Genomic DNA, 26,478 nt, shown 5'->3' on the forward strand with positions numbered 1-26,478 from the left:
CCCGCTGCCCTGGGCGCAGGAGCCCAGGGTGCACCGCCTCCGGCGCCCGCGGCCCCTCAGCCGCCTGCCGGGGCGCGGTTCCCCGCGTCGAGGCCGCCCTTCTTGACGATGAAGGCGGCGATCTCCTCGACGCCCTTGTTCTCCTTGAGGTTGGTGAACAGGAACGGCCTGTCGCCCCGCATCTTGCGGGCGTCGCGGTCCATCACCTCGAGGCTCGCGCCGACCATGGGGGCGAGGTCGATCTTGTTGATGATGAGCAGGTCCGAGCGGGTGATGCCCGGGCCGCCCTTGCGCGGGATCTTGTCGCCGGCCGACACGTCGATGACGTAGAGGGTGAGATCGGCGAGCTCCGGCGAGAAGGTCGCGGCCAGGTTGTCCCCGCCGGACTCGACGAACACGAGGTCGAGCGGGGCGAGGCGCTGGGCGATCTCGCGGACGGCCGCCAGGTTGATGGAGGCGTCCTCGCGGATCGCCGTGTGGGGGCAGCCGCCGGTCTCGACGCCGACGATGCGCTCGGGGCTGAGCGCGCCCGAGCGGGTCAGGAACTCGGCGTCTTCCTTCGTGTAGATGTCGTTGGTGACGACGGCGACGCGCCACTCGTCGCGCATGCGCTTGCAGAGGCGGTCGACGAGCGCCGTCTTGCCGGAGCCGACCGGCCCTCCGATACCGACACGGAGGGGGCCGTGGGTGCTTGTTGTCATGAGCGGAATAACCTCGTGTGCTGGGTTTCGTGTTGCATCGACGAGAGATCGACGCCCGGCGTCGCGGCGCCGATGCGATCGAGCGGCGTCTCCCGGGCGCGCCGGGCGGCGTCGACGATGACGGGCTCGAGCGCCGCCACGACCCGCTGGCCGTCCGTCTGGCCGAGCGGGATGAGCCGGATGCCCGCCGAGACCAGGCCGGAGCCGAAGGCGTGCAGGTACGCCGTCAGCGCCGGATCGAGGGGTATGCCGTGCGCGGCCGCGGCGAGCCCGACCGCGACAGGGAGCGACGCCTCGCCCGCGTGGCGCGCCGCGAACGCGTCGAGGCGAGGGTGCGGCCACGCGGCGCGGGTGATGGTGAGGAACGCGGCGCCCTGCTGCGCGCTCTCCAGCGCGAGCTCGCGGGTGCCCCGGAGCGCCGCCGCCAGCTCGGCCACCTCGTCGAGCTCGAGGTCCTGCTCCGCGCGGTAGGCGGCCGCGAGGAGCGCCGCGTCGACCTGGCCGGAGCCCTCGCCGAGGATCGTCGCGACCCACGCCCGGAGCTGCTCCGCCGTGCCGAGGAGGCCTGCCTCGACCGCCCACTCCAGCCCGTGGCTGTAGCTGAAGCCGCCGATCGGGTAGGCCGGCGACATCCAGCTCATCAGGCGGTAGAGCGCTCCCTCTCCCACGGCGATCACCCGCGTCGGCCCTCGCGATCGTGCTCATGGTCGTGGGAATGCCCGTGATCGTGGGAGTGCCCATGCTCATGGGAGTGCCCATGTTCATGAGAATGCCCATGCTCATGAGAATGCCCATGCTCATGAGAATGCCCATGACCGTGCCGCGACTGCCGATCGTACGCGCCGCGCTCCGGCGTGAAGGGCGCGCGGAGCGGCGCCGCCTCGGCGCCGAGCCCCCGGACCATGTCGACGATGACGTGATCGTGGCGGATGAGGATCCGCACGCCGTCGAAGGCCGCCGGGATATGCCGGTTGCCTATGTGCCAGGCGATGCGGGCCAGGTCCGTCGCATGACGGCACGTGACAGCGACGAGCTCCTCGTCCGCGGCGCGGACCAGGAGCCAGGCGCCGTCCTCGAGGCGAAGGCCGTCCCCGTCGCCGAGCACTGTCGCCTCCGGAAGGTCGAGCAGGAACTCCCACCCTCCGTCGGTCGCGAGCCGGATCCGCCGGCGGTGCCGGTCGTCGTAGGCGAGCGTCACGCACGCCTCGGCGGCGGTCTCGGGCGTGCTCGTGCGGGGAATGACCTCGATGGCGCGTCGCATGTCAGTACAGGAAGTAGCGCTGGGCCATGGGGAGCACCTCCGCCGGCTCGCAGGTGAGCAGCTCGCCGTCGGCCTTCACCGTGTAGTGCTCCGGATCGACCTCGATGCGCGGCGTCTCGCTGTTGTGGATCATGCTCGCCTTCGAGATCCCGGACCGCGTGTTCTCCACAGCGAGCAGCGGGCGCGACAGCCCCGCCGTCGACGCGACCCCGCGCTGGAGCGACGCCTGGCTGACGAACAGCACCGAGCTCTCGATCGCGCTCCGGCCATACGCCGCGAACATCGGCCGGTAATGCACGGGCTGCGGCGTCGGGATCGCGGCGTTGGGATCGCCCATCGGCACCGTGACGATCGAGCCGCCCTTGAGCACCATGTCCGGCTTGACCCCGAAGAAGGCAGGCGACCAGATCACGAGATCGGCGAGCTTGCCGACCTCGACCGAGCCGATGTGCCGGCTGACGCCCTGGGCGATGGCCGGGTTGATCGTGTACTTGGCGACATACCGCTTGGCGCGGAAGTTGTCGTTGCCCGGGCCGTCCTTCGGCAGCTTGCCGCGCTGGCTCTTCATCTTGTGGGCGGTCTGCCAGGTCCGCAGCACGACCTCGCCGACGCGCCCCATCGCCTGGCTGTCGCTCGCCATGATGGAGATGGCCCCGATGTCGTGCAGGATGTCCTCGGCCGCGATCGTCTCCTTCCGGATGCGGCTCTCGGCGAACTTCACGTCCTCCGGGATCTCCTTCTTGAGGTGATGACAGACCATGAGCATGTCGAGGTGCTCGACGACAGTGTTCCGGGTATAGGGCCGGGTCGGGTTGGTGGACGCCGGGAGCACGTTGGGCTCCCCGACCAGCGCGATGACGTCGGGCGCGTGGCCGCCCCCGGCCCCCTCGGTGTGGAACGCGTGGATCGTCCGCCCCTTGAAGGCGCGGATCGTATCCTGGACGAAGCCGCTCTCGTTCAGCGTGTCGGAGTGGAGCGCCACCTGGACGTCGTACGCGTCGGCCACGGAGAGGCAGTTGTCGATCGCCGCGGGGGTGGTGCCCCAGTCTTCATGGAGCTTCAGCCCGCAAGCGCCAGCCTCGATCTGCTCGACGAGGGCAGCGGGCCGGCTCGTGTTCCCCTTGCCGAACAGGCCGATGTTGACCGGCAGCGCCTCGGCGGCCTGGAGCATGCGCCGGAGGTGGAAGGGGCCGGGCGTACAGGTGGTCGCGGCCGTGCCCGCCGCCGGTCCGGTGCCCCCGCCCATCAGCGTTGTCAGGCCCGAGCAGAGCGCCTCCTCGACGAGCTGCGGACAGATGAAGTGCACGTGCGTGTCGATGCCGCCGGCGGTGACGATCTTCCCGGCGCCCGCGATGACCTCGGTGCCGGGGCCGATGATGATGGTCACGCCGTCCTGCACGTCGGGGTTGCCGGCCTTGCCGATGGCGGCGATCCGGCCCTCCCGGATGCCGATGTCCGCCTTGACGATGCCCCAGTGGTCGAGGATGAGCGCGTTGACGATCACCGTGTCGACGGCGCCCTCGGCCTGCGTCCGCTGGGACTGGCCCATGCCGTCGCGGATGACCTTGCCGCCGCCGAACGTGACCTCCTCGCCGTATCCCTGGAGGGCAGTGAGGTCCTGCTCGACCTCGATGAGGAGATCGGTGTCGGCGAGCCGCACCTTGTCGCCCACGGTCGGGCCGTACAGGCTCGCGTAGCTGGAATGAGAGATCGGATGGGGCATCGCCGGAGTCTCCTAGAGTGAGCCGTTGATCTTGCCCTGAAAGCCCACGACGACGCGGGCGCCGCCGAAGGCCACGAGCGGCACGTCCTCGCACGTCTCGCCCGGCTCGAAGCGCCTCGCGGTGCCGGCCGGGATGTCGAGCCGCATGCCGCGCGCCTTCTCGCGGTCGAAATGGAGCGCCTCGTTGACCTCGTAGAAATGGTAATGGCTGCCGACCTGGATCGGCCGATCGCCGGTGTTCTTGACCGTGATCGTGGCGACCGGCCGGCCCACGTTGAGCTGGAGGTCGGCTTGCCCCGCGGGGGTGATGATCTCTCCGGGAATCATGGATGCTCCTCCTCGCCTCTACGCCTTGTCCTGGGGCGCCGCGTGAATCCCGAGCCGCGGGCCGATAGGGTTGTGGACCGTGACGAGCTTCGTGCCGTCGGGGAAGGTCGCCTCGACCTGGACGTCGTGGATCATCTCGGCGACGCCCTCCATCACCTGATCCAGGAAGATCACGCGCGCGCCTCGGCTCATCAGGTCCTCGACCGAATGGCCGTCGCGGGCGCCCTCGAGCACGAAGTCGGAGATGAGCGCGATCGCCTCCGGGTAATTGAGCTTGACGCCGCGCTCGAGCCGCCGGCGCGCGACCATCGCGGCGACGGAGATCAGCAGTTTGTCCTTCTCTCGGGGGGTGAGATTCATCGACTCCTCCTCAGATCGACCAGAACCGCGGCATGCGCGCCGGATGGCCCGAGCGCGCCGCCCTGAGCCACGAGACAAGATCGGTGAGATCGCGGCGCACGTGCGCCGGCTCCGCGCCGAGCGCCCGGGCCACGAGCACGCCGCCGACGAGCGTGGCGCCCGCGCGGGACGCCCCGCGGGCGAGCCGCGCGCGCGCCTCGTCGACCCAGGCGGCCGCGTCGTCGGCGACGAGCAGCGCGAGCCCCGCCGCGGTGGCGCCGCCGAAGCCGGCGGGGCTCGCGATCTGCGCGGCGAACTCGCCGGAGAGGGCGAGCGCGTCGGCCCACACGAGGCGCCCTCCGCGCCGGACGCGCCAGACGTCGTGCAGCGCGCCGGCCGTGAAGCGCTCGCCGCGTGCCAGGCGGCCGAAGACGGTGAGGTCGAGCGCGAGGAGGCTCCCGCCGGGGTCGACGTCGAGGTCGACGCGCCGCTCGAGGTGGGCGTTGTTGAACAGGATGGTCTCGCGGGGCAGCCACTCGAGCGCGGCGCCCGCCTCGACGCGGAGACGGAACGAGAGGCGGCTCGGGGCGCCCAGCGAAGGGTAGATCTTCTCGGCGGCCTGGCTCGTCACGGTGGCGGTGGCGCCGCGGCAGGCCTCGACCGAGACGCGGAGGACGTCGCCTCCGGCCATGCCGCCGGATGTGGTGATGAACACGCCGAGGAGCGGCTCGTCCGGCTCTTGCCGCGGGAAGAGCATGCGGCACGGGGCGCGGTGGGCGAGGTGCACAGCCCTGGTGCGGTCGTGACGCTCGAAGCGGACGTCGAGGAATCCGTTGTCCCGCTGCAGACCCAGGCGGTGCTCGGGGTGATCGGTCGGGTCAGCCATGGGGAACCCTTGTCGCTTGTGCGCAAGCATCTTACCCCGCCGCGGTGAGGTGCTCGTCGATCCGGCTTGGGGCTTGTACTCCAGCCAACGCAGCGCTGTCCATGGAACTTTGCCCTCCCGGTGATGGCCTGACCCGACCCAGGTTGGTGGCCTGACCCGACCCAGGTTGGTGGTGGCCCGACCCGACCCAGGTTGGTGGGCGACCCGACCCAGGTTAGGCGACCGGTGTGACCCGACCGAGGTTGGGGCGACCCGACCCAGGTTAGGCGACCGGTGTGACCCGACCGAGGTTGGGCCAACAGCAGCGAGGTTGGGCGAACATCAGCAGCCCAGGTCAAGGCTACCTGGCGGGATCGGCGGAACACCCTGGCGGCCGCCACCCACGGAGCGCTCCCAATGTTCGAAATGCCCCACCAGGACGGCCGGCACGCCGTTTGATGATGTGTAACGGCCATGAGCCAGCCCCGCAATATTGCCCCCGGCGCCACCTACCTGATCACGCGTCGCGTCCTCCGCAGGCACCTCCTCTTCCGCCCCGACGCGGCCATCACCCAGTTCCTGATCTACGCCCTCGCGGTCTCGGCGCGCCGCTACTGCATCAAGGTCCATGCGCTCTGCGCGATGTCATCGCATCTGCACATCGTCGTCACCGATGCGAACGGCGTCCTGCCGCGCTTCCTGCAATTTTTCCACCGTATCGTCGCGCTCGGCACCAAGGTGCTCCGCGGGTGGGAAGGGCCGGTATGGGACCACGAAGCCACGAGCGTTGTGCGGCTGCTGACACACGCGGCGGTGGTCGAGAAGATCGCCTACGTTCTCGCGAACCCTGTGGCCGCTGGCCTGGTGGGCCATGCGCGTGAGTGGCCGGGCGCCAAGGTGGATGTTTGCGAGATCGGCCGCGGCGAGCTACGCGCGACCCGTCCCGTGGCGTATTTTGACCCGGAGAACCCGCAATGGCCGGAGCAAGTGACGCTCCAGCTCGCGCTGCCGCCCACCGTCGAGCAAGACAGCGCGGAGGGCTTCCGTCATGCGGTTGCCGCCGAGCTCGAGCGCTACGAAGCGCAGGCACATGCGGAGGCACATCGGCAAGGGTTGCGCTTCTTGGGCGCCGAGAGCGCCAGCAAGGTCTCCCCCTACGAGCGAGCCACGACCTTCGAGGCGATCCGCGATCGCAATCCGACATTCGCGGTGGGCCGTGAGCAGCGTGATACGTGGAGAATCGCAGCCTCCGCTGTTCGGGCATTTCGCGCCACGTACCGCGCCGCGCTCGAACGATGGCGTGCTGGTGTACGCAGCGCCGTATTCCCGGGGGGTACGTGGTGGATGCGCATATTTCACGGCGTTCACGTGACCGACGCTGTGCTCACACCGATGTAGTCTCGGCGCGGGTTCAGTACAGCGAGACGGGCAAGAGGGCGCGGCGTCGACGCGCGCTCTTGGGGGACGTGCGCTCCGAGAAGGCTAAGCGGGCGAAGGATCATTCACGCGCGCTGCGCGAATGGGCTCACTTCGTGCTGCACCGAGCGTGGAGGAAGCGGGGCTCAACCTGACCCGGGTTGCGGTTGCCGAGTTGCCGACCCCGGGTCGAATGGCTGGTAGCTCAACCCGATCGGGTTTCCCACCCCAGATCGGATGGCTTGCGGCTGCACGGATCGAGCTGCCGAACCCCGAGCTGCCGAACCCCGGTCGAGCTGCCGAACCCCGGTCGGGTTGGACCGTGGGCTGGTCGGGTGGACCGTGGACTCAACCCGGGTCGGGTGGCTCAACCCGGGTCGGGTGGCTCAACCCGGGTCGGGTGGCTCAACCCGGGTCGGGTGGCTCAACCCGGGTCGGGTGACTCAACCCGGGTCGGGTGACTCAACCCGGGTCGGGTGACTCACAACCCGGGTCGGGTGACTGCAACCCGGGTCGGGTGACTCCGTCCCGGAGCTCACGGCCCGGGCGGTGCGTCCCAGAGCGCCACGAGGCGCGCGTAGCCGCGGAAGCCGATCGACGTGGCGCGCTCCGGCGGCTGCTCCGGATCGAGGCGCAGGTTGGGCAGCCGCGCGAGGAGCCGCTCGAGCGCGACGCGGGCCTCCAGCCGGGCGAGCGGCGCGCCCAGGCAGAAGTGCGCGCCCCGGCCGAAGCTGAGGTGGCGGTCGGCGTTCGGCCGGCACGGTTCGAACGTCGCCGGCTCGCTGAACAGGCTCTCCTCGCGGTTGGCCGCGCAGGCAGCGAGCTGGAGCGTCGCGCCCGCCGGGATCGTCACGCCGCCCAGCTCGACCTCCACCGTCGCCCGGCGGCTTATCCAGAGCACCGGCGCGTCGATCCGCAGCGCCTCCTCGACGACGTGCCCCATCAGCCCCCGGTCCGCGCGCGCCGCGGCGAGGAGCGCCGGGCGCTCCAGCAACGGCACAAGCGCGTTGCCGATCAGGTGCAGCGTCGTCTCGTGCCCGGCCATGATGAGCTGCATCGGCACGGCGATCAGCTCCTCCTCGCTGAGCCGCGCGTCGTCGTCGAGGTGCGCCTGGATCAGCGCCGAGAGCAGATCGTCGCCCGGGCGGCGCCGGCGCTCCGCGATCACCTCGGCGAAGTAGCGCTGGAACGCCGCCAGCCCCCGCGCCGCCTCGATGAGCTGCTCGACGGGCTCCACGTTCCACACGAGCCGGATCCAGTCGTCGGACCAGCGCTTCAGCCGGGCGATGTCCGCGCGCGGCATGCCGAGCATGTCGCCGATCACGAACGACGTGAACGGGAACGCGAAGCGCGGGACCAGGTCGGCCCTGCCGTCGGCGACGAAGCCGTCGATCAGCCCGTCGGCGATCGCCTGGATCTCCGGCTCCATGGCGGCGATCCGCTGCGCGGAGAAGCCCTTGCTGAGCAGCCCGCGGAGCCGCGTGTGATCGGGCGGGTCGGTCGTGAGGAGCGTCGGCAGCCGCGCGTCGGCGTCCCCGAGCAGCGCGACGATCTCCGGCGCCAGCGGGGTCCTCGGGCTCATCAGGTATTTCGACGAGAAGCGCTCCGTGTCGCGCAGCACCGCCAGGATGTCCTCGATGCGCGTGACCATCCAGCAGTTCGCGGACGCGTTGAAGAAGACGGGCGCAGCGCGGCGGGCCTGCGCATAGAGCGGGTACGGATCGGTGATGTGCTCGGGGCTGAAGAGGTTCTCCGCGGCGAGGGCGGCGCGCAGCGCGTCGGGTTCGGTCATGCTGAAGATCTCCTCTGCGTGGGCGAAAGGGTGACGGAGCTCGTCCCGGCGCCGGAGAGCCCGGCCCGTGGACTGTCCAAAGCGCATCTCTTGTGATCTACATCACCCGGAGCTGTGGTCGCCAGCGTCTGGTACAAGGGCCGGACGCGCCGACCGCCTGGATGCCAGGCGCGCCGGGAGACCTCCGAACTTGCCGTCTTCGCCCCCTGGCTCCACCTCGCCCCGCTCCCCGGAGAGCTCTTCCGCCCCCGGCGCGCCGGCGCGCGCGCGGCGCTCCTGGGCGGGGTGGGCGGGCTTCTCCGGCCTGCTGCTCCTGGCCATCCTCGTGCCCTTCTTCCTCTTCGCGGACCGACTCGAGGCGGCGGCCCGGGGGCTGCTCGCGTCGCCTCCCCCGGCCGCCGCGACGGCGCTCGTGCTCGCGGGGTTGCTCGCGGGCGACGTGCTCCTGCCGGTCCCGTCGAGCTTCGTGAGCACGGCGGCGGGCGGGCTGCTCGGCTTCTGGCGCGGGACGGCGGTGTCCTGGGCGGGCATGATGGCGGGCTCGGCGCTCGGGTACGCGCTCGGCGCGCGGGCCGGGGCGCCGGCGCTCCGGCGGATGGTGGGCGAGGCGGAGCTCGCCCGCCTCGCGCGGGCCGCCGAGCGGCACGGCCCCTGGTTCCTGCTCCTCTTCCGCGGCGTGCCGGTGCTCTCCGAGGCCTCGGTCGTCTTCGCCGGCGCAGGCCGCATGCCGCGCCGCGCGTTCTTCGCGGTCACCGCCCTGGCGAACCTGGGCATCTCGGCGACCTACGCGGGGCTGGGCGCCTCCGCCGCGCGGCTCACGTCGATCCTGCTGCTGTTCGCGGGGATCGTGCTGCTTCCCGCGCTCGCGCTGCTGGTGATCGTGCGCCTGCCGGAGCGCTGGCGCCGGGCGGCGCGGGAGCGCGGGGCGCCGCCGCGATGAGCCGCTCCTGGCGAGCGTCCTTGCGGCCCGCGCGCCTTGGGAAATGCTCCTTACTACCCCCGAGCAAAGCGCACACGCGCTCGCCATGTGGGATGGCAGGAGCACCTGATGGGCTGGCTCGCCTGCGGTGGTACCTGCCCGTCTCGACGCGCCGAAGCCGCACGTTTACGCTCGCCGGATGGGTTTCATCGCCAGCTTCCTCATCGTGTACGGGGTCGCCGGGGTGGTGCTGGGCGTCGCGTTCGCGATCGCGATCGGGCGCTGCATCCACCACCAGCGGCGCTCGCAGGTCGCCGCCTATGCGCGGAGCCCTTCGGCCTCGCCGGACGCGATGCGCGAGGGGTTCGCCCTGCTCCGCGGCGAGGTGGGCGCGGACGACGCCGCGCCCGACGCCGCGGTGATCGCGGTCGAGATCCCGGGCGGCGGCCAGAGCGTCCCGGGCGCCTCGCCGGGCGCGTGGGACACCCGGGCGCGCGCGTTCTCGCTCCGGCTCCCCTCGGGGGCCGCGGTGCGCGTCGAGCCGGCGAGCGGTCGTTTGACCCTCGACACGACCTTCGTGCCGGCGAGCCGCGGCGGCGCCTTCATCTACAGGTCCGAGGTCCGCCCCGGCGACGCCATCTACATCGCGGGCTCCGTGCGCCGCGAGATCGACCCCAGCGCCGCCGGCAAGGGGTACCGCGACGCGGCGCAGGCCTGGGTGCTCCGCGCGCCCGCGCACGGCAACCTCTGCGTCTCCTCCGACACGGTCATCGCCCACCACGCCCGGCGCGCGCGCTTCCACCGCGCCTGGGCCGTCGCCCTCGGCGCGGCGCTCACAGCGCTCCACCTCGGCCTGTTCCGCGCGTTCCACGCGGACGTCCTCGGCGCCCTCGGCCCGGCCGGCGACGTCGGCGTCGGCCCCGCCGGCGGCATCGGCATCGGCCCGGCCGCGCTCGCGCTCTTCTTCGTCGGCGCCGTGGCGCTCGCGTACCGTACCCTCGCCGAGCAGACGTCTCCCTGGACCGAGCTCCGCGTGGAGCGGCCCCGGACCGCGTGAGCTCGACGAGCGAGGAACCATGAGCACCCAGGGGCATGATGACGCGATGTCGGCCGAGAACGCGCGCCTGCGGGCCCGGATCGAGGAGCTGGAGCGCCGGCTCGGCGAGGCCGCGCCGCAGCAAGCCACGCCGCCGCCGGCCGCGCAGCCCTCCGCGAGCGAGCCTCGCATCCCCTTCGAGGCGGTCTTCGAGCTGCTGCCGATGCCCGTCTTCGTCTACCGCACCGACGGGGTGGTGGCCGCGGTGAACGAGGTCTGCTGCACCTGGTACAAGACCCCGCGGGAGTACCTGGTCGGCAAGTACAACATGCTGCAGGACCCCGAGGTTGTATCGAAGGGCTTCGCGGAGCCGTTCCTGCGCGCGGTCGCCGGCGAGACGGTCACGCTCCCGGCGATACCCTATGTGATCAAGCACGAGGTCCACGAGGACCTGGGCCGCTGGTGCTGGCTCGAGGTGACCTACCTGCCGCTCCGGGACGAGACCGGGGTGAGGTTCGTCATGGCGGTGGTCCGCGACGTCTCGGCGCACCGGGAGGCCGAGGCGCAGCAGCGCCGGAGCGCCGCGCTGCTGCAGAGCATCATCGAGAACGCGCCCCTGCTCATCTACGCGGTGGACGCCGAGGGCCGCTACACCGTCGCGAACCGCCTGGTCGAGGCGGCGGCCGGCAAGCCCCGGAGCGAGCTCATGGGGCGGATGCCGAGCGAGTTCCTGCCCGGGGACACCGCCGCTCGGTTCGCCGCGCAGGACCGCGAGGCCATGGACTCCAGCGCGCCGATCGCCGTCGAGGACCGGGTCGAGATGCTCGACGGCACGCACGTGTTCATCACCACGAAGTTCGCTCTCCGCGACGACGACGGCAAGGTGACGGGCGTCTGCGGCATCTCGGCGGACATCACCGAGCGCGTGCGGGCCGAGGAGCACAACCTCCGGCTGCAGGAGCAGATGTTCCGCGTCCGCGAGGACACGCTCCGGTCGATCTCCACGCCGCTCCTGCCCATCGCTCCCGGCGTCCTCGTGGTGCCGCTCGTCGGCAAGATGAGCCGCGAGCGGGCCGATCTGGTCATCGAGGCGCTCCTCGACGGGATCTCGAGCCAGCAGGCGAGGATCGCGATCCTGGACGTCACCGGCATGCCGGAGGCGGGGGCCGAGGTGACGGACGCGCTGATCCGGGCTGCCCGGAGCGTGCGGCTGCTCGGGGCCGAGATCGTGATCACCGGGGTCCGGCCGAGCGTGGCCCGGTCGCTGGTCCAGCTCGAGGCCAACCTCGGCGGCATCGTCACCCTGGGGACGCTGGAGCGGGGGGTCGCCTACGCGCTCTCCCGCCGCAGCCACCGCGGCGCGGCGCCGTAGCCGGCGTCCCAGGGGCGCCCGCCGGCCAGGCCCCGCCGGTCAGCGCCTCGCGCGCCGACCGCGCGCGCCGGCGCGCCGCCAGGCGGCCGCGCCGATCGCGGCGGCCGCGAGCGGCGCGCCCCAGCCCGGGCCGCCCGCGGCGGGCGGCGACACCCCGCAGGCGACCATCTGGTCCTCCCCGCACTCCGGGGCGAACCCGTGCGGCGGGATGGGGTTGCACGTCGACGTCGAGAGATCCCGAGGGGGATAGACCTGGCAAATCCCCGTGATGTCGTCCTCGTGCAGCGTCCGGAAGTTGATCGGGTCCGACCTGTCGTACCGGTAATGCATGGTCGCCTCTGGACCGATCATCGAGTGATCGAGGCCCAGGAAATGCCCCGCCTCGTGCGTGACGACGGCGAGGAGGTCTTCCCGCGGCGCAGCGGAGTCGTCCCCGACGGAGAAGTCGTAGAGATTGGAGTTGATCTCCATGTCGGCCCCCCAGAGATCACCGGTCTTCTTGTCGAACTGCACCGTGGTGAGCGCCAGCATCTCGCTGTTGTGCCCGGCGGCCGCGAGCCAATCGAGGTCGCGGAAGACGACCACGTTGGCGTTGCCCGGCACGAGCCCGTCGACGAGCTTGGTCTTGCCGTCCCTCGCGTTCAGCTCCACCGCGCCGCACGCCACGGGGCCGAGGTTCTGCACGCGGATGCCCGGTGTGCCTCCCCCGGGGCAGGGCGCCTGCTGCCACGCCGCGAAGGCGGCGTCGAGGACGTCGGAGATCTCCTGGTAGGAGACCTCGCTCGACGCGTCCTCCTGGACGGAGAATCCGATGCAGTCGCCCGTCCAGCGGAGCGGCCTGCAGTCGCCCCGCGGCAGGTCGTCCTGGAGGCACAGCTCCGGTATCTTGCAGGTGTTCGAACGGCAGTAGGCCGAAGCCTCGTGAGCGCTCGCCAGCACGGCGAGCGCGAGGGCCGCACAGGAGCACCTCGCACCTTTCGTCGACATCCACTCCTCCACCACGTCGCCGCGATCGATTCGCCACGACGGTACCAGCGCTCGAGCGAGGCGTGGGGATTTCGCGTCCGGCGCCTTGCCGCCAGGTGGCCCGGCGCCATCCTGAGCGCATGGGGCGGGCTCGTGGATGAGGCGGGCGGCGGGGCGGCCCGGGCGCCGGACGAGGCGGCGGGGCCGAGCTTCCTGTGCGACGCGATGCTCGGCGGCCTGTCGCGCTGGCTGCGCGGCGCCGGGTACGACGCGACGTTCGAGCACGGCATCGACGACGGCGAGCTCGTACGCCTCGCGCAGCGGACGGGCCGCGTGCTGCTGAGCTCCGACGCCGGGGTGTTCGAGCGGCGCCCCCTGCGCACCGCGGCCGTGCGCGGGCTCTACGTGCCCCGCGGGCTCCGGCCGATGGAGCAGGCCGGCTTCGTGCTGCGGGAGCTCGGGCTGCCCGTGCGGGACCCGCGCTGCATGGCGTGCGGCGGCGCGCTCGCGGCCGCGCCGAAGGACGCGGTGCGGGGCGCGGTGCCCCCGCGGGTGGCCGAGCGCCACGACGAGTTCTGGCGCTGCGAGCGCTGCGGCAAGGTGCTGTGGAAGGGCAGCCACTGGGAGGGCATCGTCGCCGGCGTGGCCGCGGCGGCGGCCGGCGCGGCGGGCGCGGAGGCCACGCCGGAGGGTGCGGAGGCCACGCCCGACGCAGGTGCGCCCTCCGAGCCGCCGCCGGACGGCCGCGAGCCGTCGTCGTGAAACGGTAAGCAGGCGCCCCGCGCGCCGCGGGATGGCAGGCAACGTGCCAGCGCCCCGGCGGTGGTTCGTCGCCCCGCCCCTGCTGCGGGGTTGGCAAGGGTCACTCAGCTGCGGTAAAAATCGACCCATGGGCGGGGCTGCTTCGACAGGGGCGGGGCGACGAACCACCGCCGGCAGCGCTCTTCGGCAAGCGCCCCAGCACGCCACAGGCAGCAAGGAAAAGTTCTCATGAGAGAGGTTCGCTCGATACCGTTCGTGCTCGCCGCTTCCCTGCTCGCGGGGGCCGCGCTCGCCGGTTGCAGCGGCTCGATGCGCTTCGTCTCTCAGGGGACGGAGATGGCGCCGAACGCGAATGCGCTCATCGTGGCCGAGATCGACCGCAATACGTCAACGACGGAGCTCCACCTGAAGGTCGATCACCTCCCGCCGCCCGAGCGGCTCGGAGGGATGGCGTTCGTGGCCTGGGCGAAGCCCGAGAACGACGAGTGGCGGCGCGTCGGCACGCTCGACTACGACCCCGTGATGCACAGGGGCGAGCTGTTCGGCGCGAGCATCGCCAGGACGAGCTTCGATCTGGTCATCAGCGCCGAGGCGGACAGCTACTCCGAGGTCCCCTCGTCGGTGGTCATCATCAGCCAGGACATCTCGGATTAGGCGGCGCGCCGTCACAACAGGCACGTGTTGTCGACGACCACGCCCGTCGCCTTCACGTGGTACGTCCCGGGCTCGCCCTCGAGCGCGAGGGTGACGTCCATGTCGATGACACACGGGATACCGGTGTTCGGCTCGGATTCCCACGACAAGGCGCCGGTGGCGCCGGTCACGACGTGGAGCCCATCGTCGTCGGGCGTGCGCGGCGCTGTGCAATCGCGCATCTCCCCGGTGAGCATCACATCCACGAGGGCCCAGTGCTCCGGAAGCTCGACGCCCGTGAACCGCGGATCGCTCTCGGTCGGCCAGGCCAGGGAGAGCGTCAGGCACCGGTTCGCCTCCAGATCGGCGCTGTGCACGTAAACTCGGTCGTTCACGCCGACGACGTACTCTCCGCTCGAGCACGACGTGTCCTTCGACGCCCTCACCCCGGCCGCGCGCGCCAGGCACTCGTTGCAATGGACGCGCTGGTCGCACCCGCAGACGCCCGGGCAATCCTCGGGGCACTCCTCGACCCTCGGCCGCGCGACGCACACGCCGATCGCGCGCTCGTCGCACACCTCCGCGCCGGGCTCGCGGAGTTCGCAGTGCTCCGTCTCGGTACAGGTGTCGCCCAGGCTCCCTCCGCACGAGACCAGCGCTCCGCCCCCGTCTCCACCGCCGCCGGTCGCGCTGGCGCCGTCCTCGCCGCCGGCCCCGCCGCTCCCGGTCGGCGTCATGGCGGGGGGGCTGCTGCAGGCCGCAAGGAGGACCCCGAGGACCGATGAGCGAAGGAGTTCACGGTTCATTGGGCGGACCATGCCATGAGCGGCCGCCGCAGAGGAGCGGCACCGGAGCCCCGCGACCCGACCCCGCGACCCGACCCAGGTTGAGCTCCGCGACCCGACCCAGGTTGAGCTCCGCGACCCGACCCAGGTTGAGGACGTAGCCCCGCGACCCGACCCAGGTTGAGGAGCCCTCGCCCAGGTTGAGGAGCCCCCGCGACCCGACCCAGGTTGAGGAGCCCTCAGCCCTCCCAGGTTGAGGAGCCCCCGCGACCCGACCCAGGTTGAGGAGCCCTACCCAGGTTGAGGAGCCCTCAGCCCTCGGCAAGTTCGTCCTCAACGTACGCGGTACCAGCCGCCGACGAGCTCGGTGGCGAGGGCGGCCAGCCGCCCGCGTTGCGTTGACCGGCGTGGGTGGAGCTGGTAGCCCCCATGTCCGGGCCGCCGCGCGCCCGCGCTGCGCGCGGCCCCGGCGCCGATACGTCCCTGGAGGTCACGCATGTTCCGCAAGACGCTCGCCGCTGCTCTCCCGGTCTCGCTCGCGCTCTCCGCCGTGACCCGCGACGGGGCCGCCTCGAACTACCCGCCGAGCTACGATTACTGCGGGCCCACCACCACGGTGCACACCGGCCCGTTCGAGCTCATCCAGGATCCGGTCCGGACCGACGCCGCGAAGCTGACCATCGCCTACCGCGGTTACCTGCGCGACCTCTACCCGGACCACGAGATCAACCTCTATGTCCGGCTGAACGGCAGCGACGCGTTCCTCCCCGCGAGCGCGGGCGCGCACGGCGACGCCTACGTCCTCGTGAGCAACGCGCCCCGCGACTGCGCGTGGTGCTCGCCGCCCCCCGACGCCTCGGGACAGCGCATCTGCGGCGGCGCGCCGCTCCCGCCCGCCTCGAGCGGCACATGGGTCTGCAACGAGCCGACCGCGACCGAGGAGGCTCTCTTCCTCTGGGCCTACGATCAGTACGGCCGCATGAACGCCTGGGACATCGAGGTGGCCGCCGAGTCCCACGGCGCGTGGGACAGCAACCTCGGCGCGAACCACGCGGCGCGCTTCGAGGCGCGATCGACCTGTTTCTGAGCGCTCCGCGCGAGCGGCGGCGGGAGGCACACACATGGCGGATTCGTTGAACAAGGAGAAGGCGCGGCGCGCGGCCGCGCGCCCGGACAGGCCGGGAGAGCAGTGTCGCGCCGAGCCCGGCGCCTTCCGGCCCGTGGTGGACCGGAACCGGTGCGAGGCGAAGGGCGATTGCGTCGAGGTCTGTCCCTATCGGGTCTTCGAGGTCGCCCGCATCGCGCAAGCCGATTTCAATGCCCTCTCGCTGCGCGGCAAGCTCAAGTCGCTCGTCCACGGCCGGAAGACGGCGATGACGCCGAACGCGGCGCTGTGCCAGGCGTGCGGCCTCTGCGTCGTCGCCTGCCCGGAAGAGGCGATAGAGCTCGTGGCGGCGCCGCAGCCCGGGTGAGCGCGGCCGGCCCGCGGGCGCGCGCCCCCGCGGGCCCTCACGGCGCCGGCGGATACTCCGGGGTGAAGGTGGTCTCGACCGCGCGCTGGGTGGTGAGGAGCGGCGACCGCGAGGCCTCATCGGCGTAGATCGGCTGGACGATGCAGGTACGCTCGCCGCACGCGTCGGGCTCCGGAAAGAGCACGTCGGCGACGAGCCAGAACCTGGTTCTGGCGTCGGCGGGAGCGAAGGTGACGGGCTGCTCGGGCTGATAGAAGCCCCTGGGCCCGAGCTCGGCCGCGAGCGCGCCGTCGCAGAAGACCTTGATCCGCGGGTGAACGTCGGATGTCACGCTGTCCGCGCCGTAGTAATGCACGCCGATCCGCATCCACTGGCCCCTCGGCGGGAAGTCGATGTTGATGTTCTCCGGCGCGCAGAAGTCTGTGTCGTTGGGGTCGGTGACGGCGGGGTCGCAGACGACGTTGTCGAGGTCGAGCCGCGGGCTGTGGCATCCGCGGCCGAGATTCCGCCACGCATTGCCCCGGCCCCGCGGGGCGTGATAGCAGGTGTTGTTGGTCTCCTCGGGGTCGAGGTACCAGTTCACCGGCTCGGGCGGCGTCGCCGTGTCGCTGAACCAGCGGATGTCCGAGGAGGACGAGAGAGCGTCGATGGTGCAGTTGCTGTATCCGCAGTCCTCCGGCGAGCCGTGGATTCGCCACGGCCGCGTGCTGTTCGGCCTGTGGAGGTGCAGGTCGAGATCGACGCTGCGGGGGAGGTGCTCCCACTCGAGCTCGACGCGGAGGCCTCGCGCGCCGACGAAGAGCGGGTATGTGCAGCTCCTCGTGCCCCCGTCCATGAGGCCGCGCTTCGTGTAGGTGACCGTGTACTCCCCGGATTGCAGCGGCTTGAAGTCGTCCGCCGGCTCGGCCCCGCCGACCTCGGGGCACGGGTCCACGCCCTCGGGGCATGCCACCGTCCACCGCTCGGCGCCCGCATCCTCGCTGAACGAGCCCGTGCCCTCCTTGAGGTCGACGTCGGCGAACGGAGCCGCTTGCATCGCGTGGCAGCCACTGGCGTCGTCGAGGAAGCACATGTCGGCCGCGTGCAGGCCACCGACGCAGGGGCCCCACGTGCCGGCGTCATCGCAGATCTCGGTGCCAGGGAAGCAGCCCGCGTAGGCCAGGTACGACGGATCCCCGCGGAAGCAGGCGTGCGCCTGACCCGCGGTGCACCCGCACGTCTCATCGACCTCGCCGTCGCAGTCGTCGTCCACGCCGAGGTGGCTCTCGTCGCACAGCTCCTCGTCGCCGCACGCGCTCCCGCAAGGGTTCATCGGCACGGCGGCCCCCTCGCCGCCCGCGCCGCCGCTCCCCCCGGCGCCGCCCGCGCCCGCGCCGCCCGCGCCCGCGCCGCCCGCGCCACCGCTCCCCCCGGCGCCGCCCGCGCCACCGCTCCCGCCCGCGCCGCCCTCCCCACCAGCGCTCGACGTGCTCGCCGACACGGCGCCGCCGCCACCACCGCCGCCCGACGCGGTCGCTGACGCCGCACCGCCGTCACCGCCGCTCACAACGATGGAGCCGCAGCCGCCCGCGACGACGCTCCCCGCCAGGGCGGCTGCACACAAGAGAAGATACGTCCCCTCACGAAAGCACCCCATCGGAACTCCCACGCGACGACCCGGCGCGGCGGCCCGGTAAGGACGCACTTCCAGCGCCATCATGAAATCGATCGCACCGATCGTATCAAGGTTCGACGCCGCCCGGCAACGGGCGCACGGCGGCTCAGGCGACGCTGCGCGCGGCGCCGGACGCGGGCGCGGCGCCGTACGCGGCGCGGTAGCGCGCGTACCGTTCCATGAGCTCGCTCGTCGTCTTGGGCATCGGCACGCGCGCGCGGGTGATGTACGAGATCACGTTCTTGCCGCGGACGATCAGCTCGACGCCCCGCGCCGCCTGCTCCCGCTCGGCGGGCGAGGCGTCCGGGCCGAGCAGCGGCTGGAAGGCGGCGAGCTTCTCCGCCGACACGACGAAGGACGTCCAGACCTCGAAGATCTCGGCGTCGGTCCGCAGCGTCTCGCACTTCACCTTGGCCGCGTGGGCGAACTCGCGGGCCAGGCGGTCCACCCCGGCGAACATCGGTGGTCCCGCGAAGGTGGCGATCATCTCGTCGCGAACGCCGTCGATCGCCCTCATGCTCTGGGCGATCTTGACATAGCGGCTGTTGTAGAACGCCTCGATCGGGAAGGAGAAGGCCTTGAACGGCTCTCCCCAGAGCTCGTCGAGCCCCTCCTCCCCGCTGCGGTGGAGCACCATCTTCCCGAGCGTCAGCGCCTCGAGGAGGTGCTCGCCGCACTCGCGCATGAGGGCGTTGTCGGGCTCGATGGTGACGCCGAGCGCCTGGATCTCGACGAGCTTCGTGAAGATGTCCGCCGCGCGATTGAAGATCGCGCCGGCGAGCATGGCGCCCTTGACGCGCTTGCGCTGCGGGTCGGTCTCCGACTCGAAGGCGCGCCGCGCCTCGTCCAGCCGCTTGCCGGGCACGTTGATGCCGTGCTCGACGTGGTTGAACAGGCGCCGCGTCAGCGCCTCGATGAGGCGCTTCTTCGCGAGCAGCGTGTCGGCCGGCGCCTCGTACGCCTTGATCCAGTAGCCATAGTAATAGACGCGTAGCTGGCCGTCGATGATCTGCTTCTTCCCGAGCGGTATCGCGCTGTCCATGGCCCGCCTCCGATCGGCTGCCGGGCGACGCCCCTGCGCGAGCGGCGCGGGGCCTCGCGTGCGTGCCTGTGCGACGAGCGATTAGCATGGGCCGGAGGCGACCCGCAAGGCGACAGCGGCGCGGCCCCGCGCATTCGATCGCTCGAAACAGGGACTTAACCGACAGGAAAGATAGCTGTCGGCTGTCGACAACGGGGCGACGTTGACGATGAGACGTCTCGCGATCCCGCGTGACCTGTCGCGGCCGCCGGCGGCGCGCCTCCTCAGCCCGCCTGGCGCCCCGGGGCGAGCGGGCTGACGACGAGAGGGCCCGCGCGCGGGCGGCGCCTCTGCCCGCCCGCGCCCCGCGGCTACCGCGCGCCGCCCCCCTCGAGGGCGGCCATCATGCGCCAGAAGGCGCGGGCCTTGTCCTCGCAGCTGTCCTGCGTCGTGTGGGTGTGCTCGTACGCCGAGTTACCGGACACCCGCACGTCGAAGCGCGGGTGCTGCATCGGGATCTCGGTCCGGTCCACCACCGCTGTGTGCCGCTCGCCTCTCCAGTGCGCGTCCAGGTCCTCGAAGTCGAAGAGGATCTTCCCGTCGTCGCTGCGAAAATCGCGGTGGTGGAGGCGCCCTGCGTCCAGACAAGACGGAAACGCATCGTACGGCGTGGCGAGGCGTTGCTGCTGATGGCCGACGGCGCAGCCCGCGGCCGCCGTTCCAGCTCGCAGCAGAACGGTTCCGCTCGGTGGACTCGCCTCGCAACTACGGGTTTTTCGCGCAGCGGACCCCGACGTAGGGGCGGCGGGTCGTCGCGTCGTAGCTGTCGCGGGTGGATGAAAGCAGGTATTGCGCGTCATCCGAGAAGGAGCCGCCCCGCAATACCCGTTCGGCTCCCCCCTCCAAGTTAGCGCAGTCCGTGCAATCTTCGGAATAGTCCCGCTTCGTATCCAGGGCCCATTCTCGCACGTTCCCGGCCAGGTTGGCCTGCCTCCATCTTCCATCCCCTGTCATCCGTGATCCGACAGGCAATATGTCCGTGAACGTACACTTCTCTGGAGTATCCGTGAAGGTGCAGCCATACCCCGCAAAGCTCTTGTCGATCGTCTCATCCGTAGGCGACGTCGACCACGGGTACGGCCGCTGCTGGTCTCCGCCCGCCGCCGCGTAGTTCCACTCCGCCTCCGTTGGCAAGCGGCCCCCATCCCAGGCGCAGAACGCGAACGCAGCATACCAGCTCAGGCAGTTCATTGGCAGACTCTCGTTGTCGCCCGCCGTATCCGTCCACGTCCGGAACATCGAGTCGCAGTTCACCGCGTCCTTGAGCAACGCCGCGCTCGAAGCCATATACCCGTTCCACCCCGAATCCCACCCGCTCCCCTCGATCTTCGGGTGTTTCCCGGCTCCCGGCTCGGGGAAGCTCCCCGGGTACGCGTCGACGAACGCGCGGAATCGCCCCACGGTCACCTCGAACCGGTCCAGCAGGAAGTCGCTCACCGTGGCCGGATGTTCGCTGACATTGCTCCGGTTGAAGCTCCCGCCCGATACCGCCATCGTCGCGCAGCAGCTCTCGTTTCTCATCGGCCCGCACGTCGGTGCCAGGCCGGCGCAGCTCGGAGGTGTCACGCAGGTCCCTCCGCGGCACACCGGCGCCCTGGCGGGGCACGGCGCCTCGTCTTGCCACGCTCCGCTGTCGTCGCACCGCTGCGGCGCGTTCCCCGAGCACCGCGTGTCGCTGTTCGGAGCGCACACACCGCCGGGAGCGCCGCCTGAGCCCCCGCCCGCCGATGCACCCCCCGATCCATCTGCGCCGCCCGACGTGGCAGTCCCGGCTCCATCCGAGGAGGCGTCAATCCCTCCGCTACCCCCGCCGCCCGGCGCTTGAGCGTCGGTGAAGTCATCGAGGCCGAGCAGCGCCCCGCACGACGCGCCCGTCAGCGCCGGCAACACGGCAAGCAACGCAGAACGAAGGCCACGTTTCATGATCCGATTGTACACGAGGTGGCGCGCATCTCACCCCTCGGCTGGAGCCCGGGCGGGCTCAGCGAGCAAAGCCCGCGCGAGCGAGCGGCGGGCGCGACGTTCGGCCGCCTGCTCACCCCTCCGGTGCCACTGGCAGCCCGAATTGCGGAGATCTGCCTCGACGCCTCGTTCAGCTCCCCGGCGGGCGGCTGCGCCAGTCGTAGCGAGCGCCACTGCTCGCAGAGCTCGCGCATATAGCCCACGTCGGCGCCGTGAGCTCACCCGCCGCCGGGGAGCGGATCCGGCAACGAGCGCGTCGAGATCGGCCAGCGGGGCCGTCAGCGTCGTGCTCCCGATCGTGACCTCGCCGTTGAGCTCCCCCGCGAAGAGCACGTTGCCCGACCCGTCGACGGTCACCGCGTTGGCCGCGGATCGCTCCTCCGTGACGATGGGCGCCGACCAGCGGAGGTCGCCGTCGCGATCGAGGCGCACGAGGAACGCGCCCCGCTCGGTGATCGTCCGATCGCCCAGCGACGTCTCGCCGAAGGCCTCACCGGGACGACCGGCCGCCTCGGACGGCGTGGACGCAGGTGGCCCAGCGATCGCGACGGGGAGCAGCGCCTGAGTCGGCCGGGTTCCCCCCGACTGCCCGGTTCAGGGTCGGAGCACCGCTCCCGCCCCTGGCTCGCGGCGATCGTCCAACGTGCCAGTCGCCGCGTCGCTGTGTGAAGCGCAAAGGTGCCCGGAACGTCGCGCACACAAGGACAATCTCTCGCCATCTCCCGCCTCCTCATGGCCGGACCCTTTCCTATCCTGTACGCTCATCCCATCTCCCTTGGCATCCAGAAGGAAGCCATCGCATGCATTACGCCCCGGATTCCGTCGTAGGTGGGAAGTACCGTCTCGAGCGTCCGCTCTCGTGCGGCGGGATGGGCTCGGTGTGGCTGGCGCGGCATATCAACCTCGGCTCTCCCGTCGCGGTCAAGTTCATGGCGCCGACGTTTGCGACGTCGGCCGCGTTCCTGGCCCGCTTCGAGCGCGAGGCGAGGATCGCCGCGAACCTTCAGAGTCCGCATGTCGTCTACGTCCAGGACTATGGCATTGACGACGACACCCCGTACCTCGTGATGGAGCTGCTCCAGGGCGAGGATCTCGGCACGCGGCTCGAGCGCGTCGGCCGGCTCTCGCTCGCGGACGCCACGCGGATCCTCGCGCAGGCCGGCAAGGCGATCCGCCGCGCGCACGACGCCGACCTCGTCCACCGCGACCTCAAGCCCGCCAACCTCTTCCTCGTGCGCGGGGAAGACGAGCAGGAGGAGATCGTCAAGGTCCTCGATTTCGGCATCGTCAAGGAGACCGGCGCTCGGCTCACGGACGAGGTGACGCGCACAGGCGAGCTGCTCGGCTCGCCCCATTACATGAGCCCCGAGCAGGTCCGGGGCGAGAAGGACGTGGACCAGCGCAGCGATCTCTGGTCGCTCGCTGTCATCCTGTTCTACGCCGTCACCGGCGAGCTCCCCTTCAAGGGCGACCAGCTCGGCGCGGTGATCGCCAACATCCTTGTCGCGCCTCTGCCGAGCGCGTCCCGGCTCGCGCCCGATCTGCCGCCGACGATCGACGCGTTCTTCGCGCGGGCGCTGGCCCGCGACAGGGCGCAGAGGTTCCAGTCGATAGGAGAGATGATGGGCGAGCTCCGCCGGCTCGCGGGCATGACGTCGCCGTCGATCCCGGATCTGCATCAGGCAGGCTCCGGCGCGCCGAGCTCCTCTCAGCCGAGCCCTGGCATGACGATATCGCTCGACGATCTGGAGCTCGTCACGCCGGCGGCCGCGCCCCGCTCGATGAGGCCAGGCACCCTGACCGGCGCCACCTCGACGGCGCGGGAGGCCGCGCATCCGAGGCCTTCGCGCGCGAGGCTGGCGCTCGGCGTCACGATCACGGCGCTCCTCGGCGCCGGCGTCACCGCCGCCGTGAGCCAGGGCAGCGCGACAGGCCGGGGCGCGACAGGCGCGGAGGTCGCCCCCGCGGCCACCTCCGTCGCGGAGCAGACCGCTGCTCCACGGCCGGCGGAGCCACTGGCGTGGCCTGAGCCTCGGCCGAGCGTGACGCCCGGCGACGCGTCCCCGCCTGAGCCGCTGCCGAGCGCGACGTCCGGTGAGCCGGCTGCATCGGCGGCGAGATCGGCGGCGTCCGCTCCCCGGGATGCGAGGGTGCGCTCATCCCCCTCCGCAACGGCATCACGACCGTCGCCGATCGCCAGGCCGAGGACGCCGCAGGCAGCGGCCTCCGATCCGGCCATGAATCCGCCGGCTCCGCAACCGACAGCCCCCGAGCCCGACCGCGTCCCGATCCCGGAAGTGCCCTTCTGATAACGCGTCCTCCAGGACAGCGCTGCGGTGCCGGACCGCGCGTGGCCGCTCCCGCCCGACCCAGCTCATCACGCGATGACGCCTGCGCTGGCCGAGGGGGCGACCTCGGCGCTGCCCGAGGGAGCGCGGAGCGGGGCGGGCGGCGCGGACAGGAGAGCGTTTACACACGGCCCGATGACCTCGCGCACGGCGTCGAGGTGGCAGCGCGCCCGCTCTGCGTCGGTGAGCCGGCCGTTGTCGTGCCACGCGGCGGCGTCGCCCCCGTCGCGCTCCGGCTCTCGCGCGGCGCGCAGCGGGGCGAGCGCCTCGTCGAACGCGCGGGCGACGGCCGCGCGTTCGACGAGGCGCTCGCCGCCGCGCGCGATGGCCCAGCGCACGAAGGCCCAGGCGAGCTCGGCGTGGGCGGCCTCGTCGGCGGCGATCCGGTCGAGGACGCGGCAGACCTCGGGGTCGCGCGCGCGGCCGCGTTGCTCGGCGGCCTGCATGGCGGCGAGCGTCTCGCCCGCGCCGCCCGCGCCGCCGTCGCGGATTTCCATCTGGCAGCCGACCGACAACGGCAGGCCGGCAAACACGCCGGCTCCAGGATCCACAGGATGCGCCCGCGCAATTCCCTGCTCATGATCGTGTGCCTCCCTGCGAAGCTCCGCGACCCAGCATCAAACATGCCAGTCTGCGTTCCCGCGCGAGGACCGCTGCAGCGCACCGGAGAGGGGGCAGAGGCGCTCGCGGCTTCACGCCCTCTTTGCTCGCAGCGGAGAGGTGCTCGTGAGCTGATGTCAGGAACTGGAACTCCCGCGTCGCCACCTGGAACGCCGTCGAGCGCGGGCGCAGCAGGAGCCGGTCGAAATCGCCCGACTTCACCGTGGCGGAGAAGGTGTCGAATCCGCGGCCGAACGACTCCGCGAGCGCGAACGAGACGTTGACGAGGCCGAACAGGAGCGCGACCTCGGCGAAGCGCCACCCCCGGACCGCGCCGAAGCGAGCGCCCCGCGGGCGGCGCGGGAGCATACAGGACCCGGGTCGAGCGGCCAGCCCCGTTCAGTCCCGGATATAGACGCTGAGCCCCTCGAAGCTGGCCGAGTTGCTCCTGTTCGCGAGCCTCGCCACGACCCGGATCGCGTCGCTCCCGCCGGCGGGGACCGTCATCGAGCAGCCGCTGTTCATGTGGGTCGCGCTCGATCCGCAGCCGGCGCCGCCTTCGAGCTCGAAGCCGTCGCACGCCATCGCGCCGACCGGCGCGCCTCCGCGGAGCAGCGTCACCTCGATCCGCACGTGGTTACCGCCGCTGTGCTCGTAGCTGTCGGCGTGCACGGGGAACTCGAGCTCCTTTCCGGCCGGGAAGGAGATCGCCTTCTCGACGGGGACATCGAGCCCCGGCAGATCGACCTGTCCCGCCGTCGGGCCCAGGCAGCTCAGCAGCGCGCCGACCCCGAGCGCCGCCACGACGGCGCGCGTCCGGCCGCGGTTCGCGGCGCGCCTCACGAGCCGCGCCTCACCCGCCGGACTCCTCGAGGACGTCGCGCACCCAGGAGTAGACGGCGACCGCGCCGGGCAGGCCGAGCGTCGCCGCCGAGATCGCGACGACCTGCTCGATCTCCTCGGCCGATATCCCCATGGCCAGGGCCTTGCGCACGCCCGCATGCACGGCCCCCTCGCGCATCGCGCCGCACGCGAACGCGAGCTTCAGCAGGCGCACCGTCTTCTCGGGGAGCGGCCCCTCCGCGCCGGCCTCGCCGAGGAGCGCCCAGGCCTCGCCGAGCTTGGGGAAGCGGCTGATGAACTCCTTGTGGGTTTCCGGGGGATCCGGCATCTGCATGGTGGAACGCTCCTCTCGGGAGAAGGGGGGTGGTGTCGGGGGACGATGTCTCCCGCGAAGGAGTATCCGACGCCTCGGGTCCGGCCACCAGATCTCCCCTCTTCCGCGGCCGTCGCCGGTCGAGAGCGCCCCCTTGAAGGCGAGTCGCTCGCGTCGCTGGCGCCGAGGGCCTGCGGCTTCCTCCCTGATCGCCAGCGCCGCGCGGGTCGACGTCGCGATGGCGGCCCCGGCGCGCGCGCGTTACGGTCTCCGCCGCCCCATGCCGTCCGATCCTGGCGCGCCCCCCGACGACCGCTCTCTGTTCCCGTCGTTCGACGGCCCCGCCGGATTCGACCGGATCCGCGCCGACCTGGAGGCCTTTCGCCCGGCGGTCCTCGCGGTGTGCCAGCGCCACGGGCTGGCGACGAGCGGGCTCTCCGCGTTCGCGCACGGGACGAACGTGGTTGTCTCGAACGACGCGGGGCAGATCATCAAGCTGTTTCCGCCCTTCCTGCGGCACCAGTTCGAGGCCGAGCGCCTCTCGCTCGCGCGGTTCCATGGCGAGGTCCCCGCGACGACGCCGGAGCTCCTCCAGGAAGCGGAGCTCGACGGGTGGCCCTATCTCGTGATGTCGCGCCTTCCCGGGCGCCCCCTGGAAGAGGTCTGGCCCGCGCTGGGCGACGCGGAGCGGGTCGAGGCGCTGGCGCGGATCGGCGAGATCATGAGGGCCGCCCACGCGCTGCCCACCGAGGGGCTGGAGAGCATCGACCTCGGCTGGGACGCGTTCGTGGAGCGCCAGATCGCCGGCTGCGAGGGCCGCCACCGACGGATGGGCTTGCCCGGACACCTGGTCTCCCAGCTCCCATCGTACCTGGAGTCGGCCCGCCCTCTCCTGCCGCGGTCCGTGGTCCCGGTGCTCCTGACCGGGGAGTACACGCCGGAGAACCTCCTCGCGACCCGGACGGGCGAGAGGTGGAGCGTCACCGGCATCATCGACTTCGCGGACGCGTGCCTCGGGCCGCGCGAGTACGACCTGCTCGGCCCGTGCCTCTTCCTCGCCGCGGGCAGCGCGGACCTCCAGCGCGCCTTTCTGTGCTCCTACGGATACCCGACCACCGACCTCACCCCGGCGCTGAGCCGCAAGCTGATGGCGCTCTCGCTCCTGCACCGGTACAGCAACCTCCGGTTCCAGCTCAGGATGGATGGCTGGGAGTCCCAGGTCTCGTCCCTCACCGAGCTGGAACAGAGGATCTGGCCGTTCTCGGCCTGATTTCCACGCCGAGCGGCGCGCGACGGAGTCGGACTTCA

General features: G+C 71.7%; 28 protein-coding genes. 10 read left to right on the forward strand and 18 right to left on the reverse strand.

Annotation, left to right across the window (positions count from 1 at the left end; translation table 11 throughout):
- Positions 1 to 56: 56 nt before the first annotated feature.
- The 7 genes from ureG to WMF42_RS33590 are packed head-to-tail and all read right to left on the reverse strand — an operon-like array spanning position 57 to position 5,237.
- A complete protein-coding gene (ureG, locus tag WMF42_RS33560; protein ID WP_061608242.1) occupies positions 57 to 701 on the reverse strand; it encodes an urease accessory protein UreG in 645 nt (214 codons plus the stop codon).
- Positions 698 to 1,378: an urease accessory protein UreF gene (locus tag WMF42_RS33565; RefSeq protein ID WP_437686980.1), complete on the reverse strand. Its 681-nt coding sequence runs from the start codon at positions 1,376 to 1,378 to the stop codon at positions 698 to 700. The genes ureG and WMF42_RS33565 overlap by 4 nt, the downstream gene beginning before the upstream one ends.
- Complete coding sequence (locus tag WMF42_RS33570) at positions 1,375 to 1,962, reverse strand: urease accessory protein UreE (protein ID WP_437686982.1); 588 nt, start codon at positions 1,960 to 1,962, stop codon at positions 1,375 to 1,377. The genes WMF42_RS33565 and WMF42_RS33570 overlap by 4 nt, the downstream gene beginning before the upstream one ends.
- A 1-nt stretch (position 1,963) precedes the next feature.
- Complete coding sequence (gene ureC / locus WMF42_RS33575; protein WP_437686984.1) at positions 1,964 to 3,685, reverse strand: urease subunit alpha; 1,722 nt, start codon at positions 3,683 to 3,685, stop codon at positions 1,964 to 1,966.
- 12 nt (positions 3,686 to 3,697) lie between these two features.
- A complete protein-coding gene (locus tag WMF42_RS33580) occupies positions 3,698 to 4,012 on the reverse strand; it encodes an urease subunit beta (RefSeq protein WP_061608246.1) in 315 nt (104 codons plus the stop codon).
- A gap of 18 nt (positions 4,013 to 4,030) precedes the next feature.
- Positions 4,031 to 4,372, reverse strand: a complete 342-nt coding sequence (locus tag WMF42_RS33585; protein WP_061608247.1) for an urease subunit gamma — start codon at positions 4,370 to 4,372, stop codon at positions 4,031 to 4,033.
- Between the two features lie 10 nt (positions 4,373 to 4,382).
- The gene (locus WMF42_RS33590) at positions 4,383 to 5,237 is read right to left on the reverse strand and encodes an urease accessory protein UreD (RefSeq protein WP_437686987.1); all 855 of its coding nucleotides are present in this window, start codon (positions 5,235 to 5,237) and stop codon (positions 4,383 to 4,385) included.
- A 453-nt stretch (positions 5,238 to 5,690) separates the two neighbouring features.
- Here WMF42_RS33590 and WMF42_RS33595 point away from each other — a divergent pair, with 453 nt between their 5' ends.
- Positions 5,691 to 6,614 (forward strand): transposase, encoded by a 924-nt coding sequence (locus WMF42_RS33595; protein ID WP_437686989.1) that lies wholly within the window; start codon positions 5,691 to 5,693, stop codon positions 6,612 to 6,614.
- Positions 6,615 to 7,167: 553 nt separating this feature from the next.
- Here the strand turns inward: WMF42_RS33595 and WMF42_RS33600 are convergent.
- On the reverse strand, positions 7,168 to 8,424 hold the full coding sequence (locus WMF42_RS33600; RefSeq protein WP_437686991.1) for a cytochrome P450: 1,257 nt from the start codon (positions 8,422 to 8,424) through the stop codon (positions 7,168 to 7,170).
- Between the two features lie 190 nt (positions 8,425 to 8,614).
- Here WMF42_RS33600 and WMF42_RS33605 point away from each other — a divergent pair, with 190 nt between their 5' ends.
- The 3 genes from WMF42_RS33605 to WMF42_RS33615 all read left to right on the forward strand — a co-directional run bounded on the left by WMF42_RS33605 (position 8,615) and on the right by WMF42_RS33615 (position 11,751).
- Positions 8,615 to 9,364 (forward strand): TVP38/TMEM64 family protein, encoded by a 750-nt coding sequence (locus tag WMF42_RS33605; RefSeq protein ID WP_061608251.1) that lies wholly within the window; start codon positions 8,615 to 8,617, stop codon positions 9,362 to 9,364.
- A gap of 178 nt (positions 9,365 to 9,542) precedes the next feature.
- Positions 9,543 to 10,400, forward strand: a complete 858-nt coding sequence (locus WMF42_RS33610; protein WP_437686993.1) for a hypothetical protein — start codon at positions 9,543 to 9,545, stop codon at positions 10,398 to 10,400.
- A 19-nt stretch (positions 10,401 to 10,419) separates the two neighbouring features.
- Positions 10,420 to 11,751 carry a PAS domain-containing protein gene (locus WMF42_RS33615; protein WP_437686995.1) on the forward strand — a complete coding sequence of 444 codons (1,332 nt, stop codon included), beginning with the start codon at positions 10,420 to 10,422 and terminating at the stop codon, positions 11,749 to 11,751.
- Between the two features lie 39 nt (positions 11,752 to 11,790).
- Here the strand turns inward: WMF42_RS33615 and WMF42_RS33620 are convergent, their stop codons facing one another.
- Positions 11,791 to 12,738 carry a matrixin family metalloprotease gene (locus WMF42_RS33620; protein ID WP_437686997.1) on the reverse strand — a complete coding sequence of 316 codons (948 nt, stop codon included), beginning with the start codon at positions 12,736 to 12,738 and terminating at the stop codon, positions 11,791 to 11,793.
- Positions 12,739 to 12,870: 132 nt separating this feature from the next.
- Between WMF42_RS33620 and WMF42_RS33625 the strand changes: the two genes are divergently transcribed.
- The gene (locus tag WMF42_RS33625; RefSeq protein ID WP_437686999.1) at positions 12,871 to 13,479 is read left to right on the forward strand and encodes a Mut7-C RNAse domain-containing protein; all 609 of its coding nucleotides are present in this window, start codon (positions 12,871 to 12,873) and stop codon (positions 13,477 to 13,479) included.
- A 228-nt stretch (positions 13,480 to 13,707) separates the two neighbouring features.
- Positions 13,708 to 14,133, forward strand: a complete 426-nt coding sequence (locus WMF42_RS33630; RefSeq protein ID WP_061607569.1) for a hypothetical protein — start codon at positions 13,708 to 13,710, stop codon at positions 14,131 to 14,133.
- 11 nt (positions 14,134 to 14,144) lie between these two features.
- Here the strand turns inward: WMF42_RS33630 and WMF42_RS33635 are convergent, their stop codons facing one another.
- Positions 14,145 to 14,849, reverse strand: a complete 705-nt coding sequence (locus WMF42_RS33635; protein ID WP_061607568.1) for a hypothetical protein — start codon at positions 14,847 to 14,849, stop codon at positions 14,145 to 14,147.
- A gap of 544 nt (positions 14,850 to 15,393) precedes the next feature.
- On the opposite strand from WMF42_RS33635, the gene WMF42_RS33640 reads away from it, so the two are divergent.
- Positions 15,394 to 15,984, forward strand: coding sequence for a hypothetical protein (locus WMF42_RS33640; RefSeq protein WP_061607567.1), 591 nt, complete (start codon positions 15,394 to 15,396; stop codon positions 15,982 to 15,984).
- Between the two features lie 34 nt (positions 15,985 to 16,018).
- Positions 16,019 to 16,369, forward strand: a complete 351-nt coding sequence (locus tag WMF42_RS33645; RefSeq protein WP_437687002.1) for a 4Fe-4S binding protein — start codon at positions 16,019 to 16,021, stop codon at positions 16,367 to 16,369.
- A gap of 37 nt (positions 16,370 to 16,406) precedes the next feature.
- On the opposite strand, the gene WMF42_RS33650 is transcribed toward WMF42_RS33645, so the two are convergent.
- From WMF42_RS33650 to WMF42_RS33665, 4 genes are all read right to left on the reverse strand, one after another.
- Positions 16,407 to 17,972, reverse strand: a complete 1,566-nt coding sequence (locus WMF42_RS33650; RefSeq protein ID WP_437687004.1) for a hypothetical protein — start codon at positions 17,970 to 17,972, stop codon at positions 16,407 to 16,409.
- A gap of 157 nt (positions 17,973 to 18,129) precedes the next feature.
- The gene (locus WMF42_RS33655) at positions 18,130 to 19,065 is read right to left on the reverse strand and encodes a hypothetical protein (RefSeq protein WP_437687006.1); all 936 of its coding nucleotides are present in this window, start codon (positions 19,063 to 19,065) and stop codon (positions 18,130 to 18,132) included.
- Positions 19,066 to 19,415: 350 nt separating this feature from the next.
- Complete coding sequence (locus WMF42_RS33660) at positions 19,416 to 19,580, reverse strand: hypothetical protein (protein ID WP_437687008.1); 165 nt, start codon at positions 19,578 to 19,580, stop codon at positions 19,416 to 19,418.
- A 229-nt stretch (positions 19,581 to 19,809) separates the two neighbouring features.
- A complete protein-coding gene (locus WMF42_RS33665; protein ID WP_437687010.1) occupies positions 19,810 to 20,625 on the reverse strand; it encodes a formylglycine-generating enzyme family protein in 816 nt (271 codons plus the stop codon).
- Between the two features lie 1,241 nt (positions 20,626 to 21,866).
- Between WMF42_RS33665 and WMF42_RS33670 the strand changes: the two genes are divergently transcribed.
- Positions 21,867 to 23,375, forward strand: a complete 1,509-nt coding sequence (locus WMF42_RS33670; protein ID WP_081426231.1) for a serine/threonine-protein kinase — start codon at positions 21,867 to 21,869, stop codon at positions 23,373 to 23,375.
- 68 nt (positions 23,376 to 23,443) lie between these two features.
- Here WMF42_RS33670 and WMF42_RS33675 read toward each other — a convergent pair whose 3' ends face one another.
- The 4 genes from WMF42_RS33675 to WMF42_RS33690 are packed head-to-tail and all read right to left on the reverse strand — an operon-like array spanning position 23,444 to position 25,191.
- Positions 23,444 to 23,947: a hypothetical protein gene (locus tag WMF42_RS33675; RefSeq protein ID WP_437687012.1), complete on the reverse strand. Its 504-nt coding sequence runs from the start codon at positions 23,945 to 23,947 to the stop codon at positions 23,444 to 23,446.
- A gap of 43 nt (positions 23,948 to 23,990) precedes the next feature.
- Complete coding sequence (locus WMF42_RS33680) at positions 23,991 to 24,383, reverse strand: ABC-2 family transporter protein (protein WP_061606536.1); 393 nt, start codon at positions 24,381 to 24,383, stop codon at positions 23,991 to 23,993.
- A gap of 30 nt (positions 24,384 to 24,413) precedes the next feature.
- A complete protein-coding gene (locus tag WMF42_RS33685; protein ID WP_061606537.1) occupies positions 24,414 to 24,857 on the reverse strand; it encodes a hypothetical protein in 444 nt (147 codons plus the stop codon).
- A gap of 10 nt (positions 24,858 to 24,867) precedes the next feature.
- Entirely contained in the window at positions 24,868 to 25,191 is a 324-nt protein-coding gene (locus WMF42_RS33690) for a carboxymuconolactone decarboxylase family protein (protein WP_061606538.1), read from the reverse strand.
- Between the two features lie 259 nt (positions 25,192 to 25,450).
- Between WMF42_RS33690 and WMF42_RS33695 the strand changes: the two genes are divergently transcribed.
- The gene (locus WMF42_RS33695; protein ID WP_437687015.1) at positions 25,451 to 26,440 is read left to right on the forward strand and encodes a phosphotransferase family protein; all 990 of its coding nucleotides are present in this window, start codon (positions 25,451 to 25,453) and stop codon (positions 26,438 to 26,440) included.
- Positions 26,441 to 26,478: the final 38 nt, after the last annotated feature.

The organism is Sorangium sp. So ce176 (genome assembly GCF_051519835.1).
Taxonomy (GTDB): Bacteria; Myxococcota_A; Polyangia; order Polyangiales; family Polyangiaceae; genus Sorangium; species Sorangium cellulosum_G.

Coding starts and splice junctions, on each gene's coding strand:
- ureG (WP_061608242.1), bottom strand. CDS start 701: ATGACAACAAGCACCCACGGCCCCCTCCGTGTCGGTATCGGAGGGCCG.
- WMF42_RS33570 (WP_437686982.1), bottom strand. CDS start 1,962: ATGCGACGCGCCATCGAGGTCATTCCCCGCACGAGCACGCCCGAGACC.
- ureC (WP_437686984.1), bottom strand. CDS start 3,685: ATGCCCCATCCGATCTCTCATTCCAGCTACGCGAGCCTGTACGGCCCG.
- WMF42_RS33580 (WP_061608246.1), bottom strand. CDS start 4,012: ATGATTCCCGGAGAGATCATCACCCCCGCGGGGCAAGCCGACCTCCAG.
- WMF42_RS33585 (WP_061608247.1), bottom strand. CDS start 4,372: ATGAATCTCACCCCCCGAGAGAAGGACAAACTGCTGATCTCCGTCGCC.
- WMF42_RS33590 (WP_437686987.1), bottom strand. CDS start 5,237: ATGGCTGACCCGACCGATCACCCCGAGCACCGCCTGGGTCTGCAGCGG.
- WMF42_RS33595 (WP_437686989.1), top strand. CDS start 5,691: ATGAGCCAGCCCCGCAATATTGCCCCCGGCGCCACCTACCTGATCACG.
- WMF42_RS33600 (WP_437686991.1), bottom strand. CDS start 8,424: ATGACCGAACCCGACGCGCTGCGCGCCGCCCTCGCCGCGGAGAACCTC.
- WMF42_RS33610 (WP_437686993.1), top strand. CDS start 9,543: ATGGGTTTCATCGCCAGCTTCCTCATCGTGTACGGGGTCGCCGGGGTG.
- WMF42_RS33615 (WP_437686995.1), top strand. CDS start 10,420: ATGAGCACCCAGGGGCATGATGACGCGATGTCGGCCGAGAACGCGCGC.
- WMF42_RS33620 (WP_437686997.1), bottom strand. CDS start 12,738: ATGTCGACGAAAGGTGCGAGGTGCTCCTGTGCGGCCCTCGCGCTCGCC.
- WMF42_RS33630 (WP_061607569.1), top strand. CDS start 13,708: ATGAGAGAGGTTCGCTCGATACCGTTCGTGCTCGCCGCTTCCCTGCTC.
- WMF42_RS33635 (WP_061607568.1), bottom strand. CDS start 14,849: ATGACGCCGACCGGGAGCGGCGGGGCCGGCGGCGAGGACGGCGCCAGC.
- WMF42_RS33640 (WP_061607567.1), top strand. CDS start 15,394: ATGTTCCGCAAGACGCTCGCCGCTGCTCTCCCGGTCTCGCTCGCGCTC.
- WMF42_RS33645 (WP_437687002.1), top strand. CDS start 16,019: ATGGCGGATTCGTTGAACAAGGAGAAGGCGCGGCGCGCGGCCGCGCGC.
- WMF42_RS33655 (WP_437687006.1), bottom strand. CDS start 19,065: ATGGACAGCGCGATACCGCTCGGGAAGAAGCAGATCATCGACGGCCAG.
- WMF42_RS33665 (WP_437687010.1), bottom strand. CDS start 20,625: ATGAGAAACGAGAGCTGCTGCGCGACGATGGCGGTATCGGGCGGGAGC.
- WMF42_RS33670 (WP_081426231.1), top strand. CDS start 21,867: ATGCATTACGCCCCGGATTCCGTCGTAGGTGGGAAGTACCGTCTCGAG.
- WMF42_RS33680 (WP_061606536.1), bottom strand. CDS start 24,383: ATGCTCCCGCGCCGCCCGCGGGGCGCTCGCTTCGGCGCGGTCCGGGGG.
- WMF42_RS33690 (WP_061606538.1), bottom strand. CDS start 25,191: ATGCAGATGCCGGATCCCCCGGAAACCCACAAGGAGTTCATCAGCCGC.
- WMF42_RS33695 (WP_437687015.1), top strand. CDS start 25,451: ATGCCGTCCGATCCTGGCGCGCCCCCCGACGACCGCTCTCTGTTCCCG.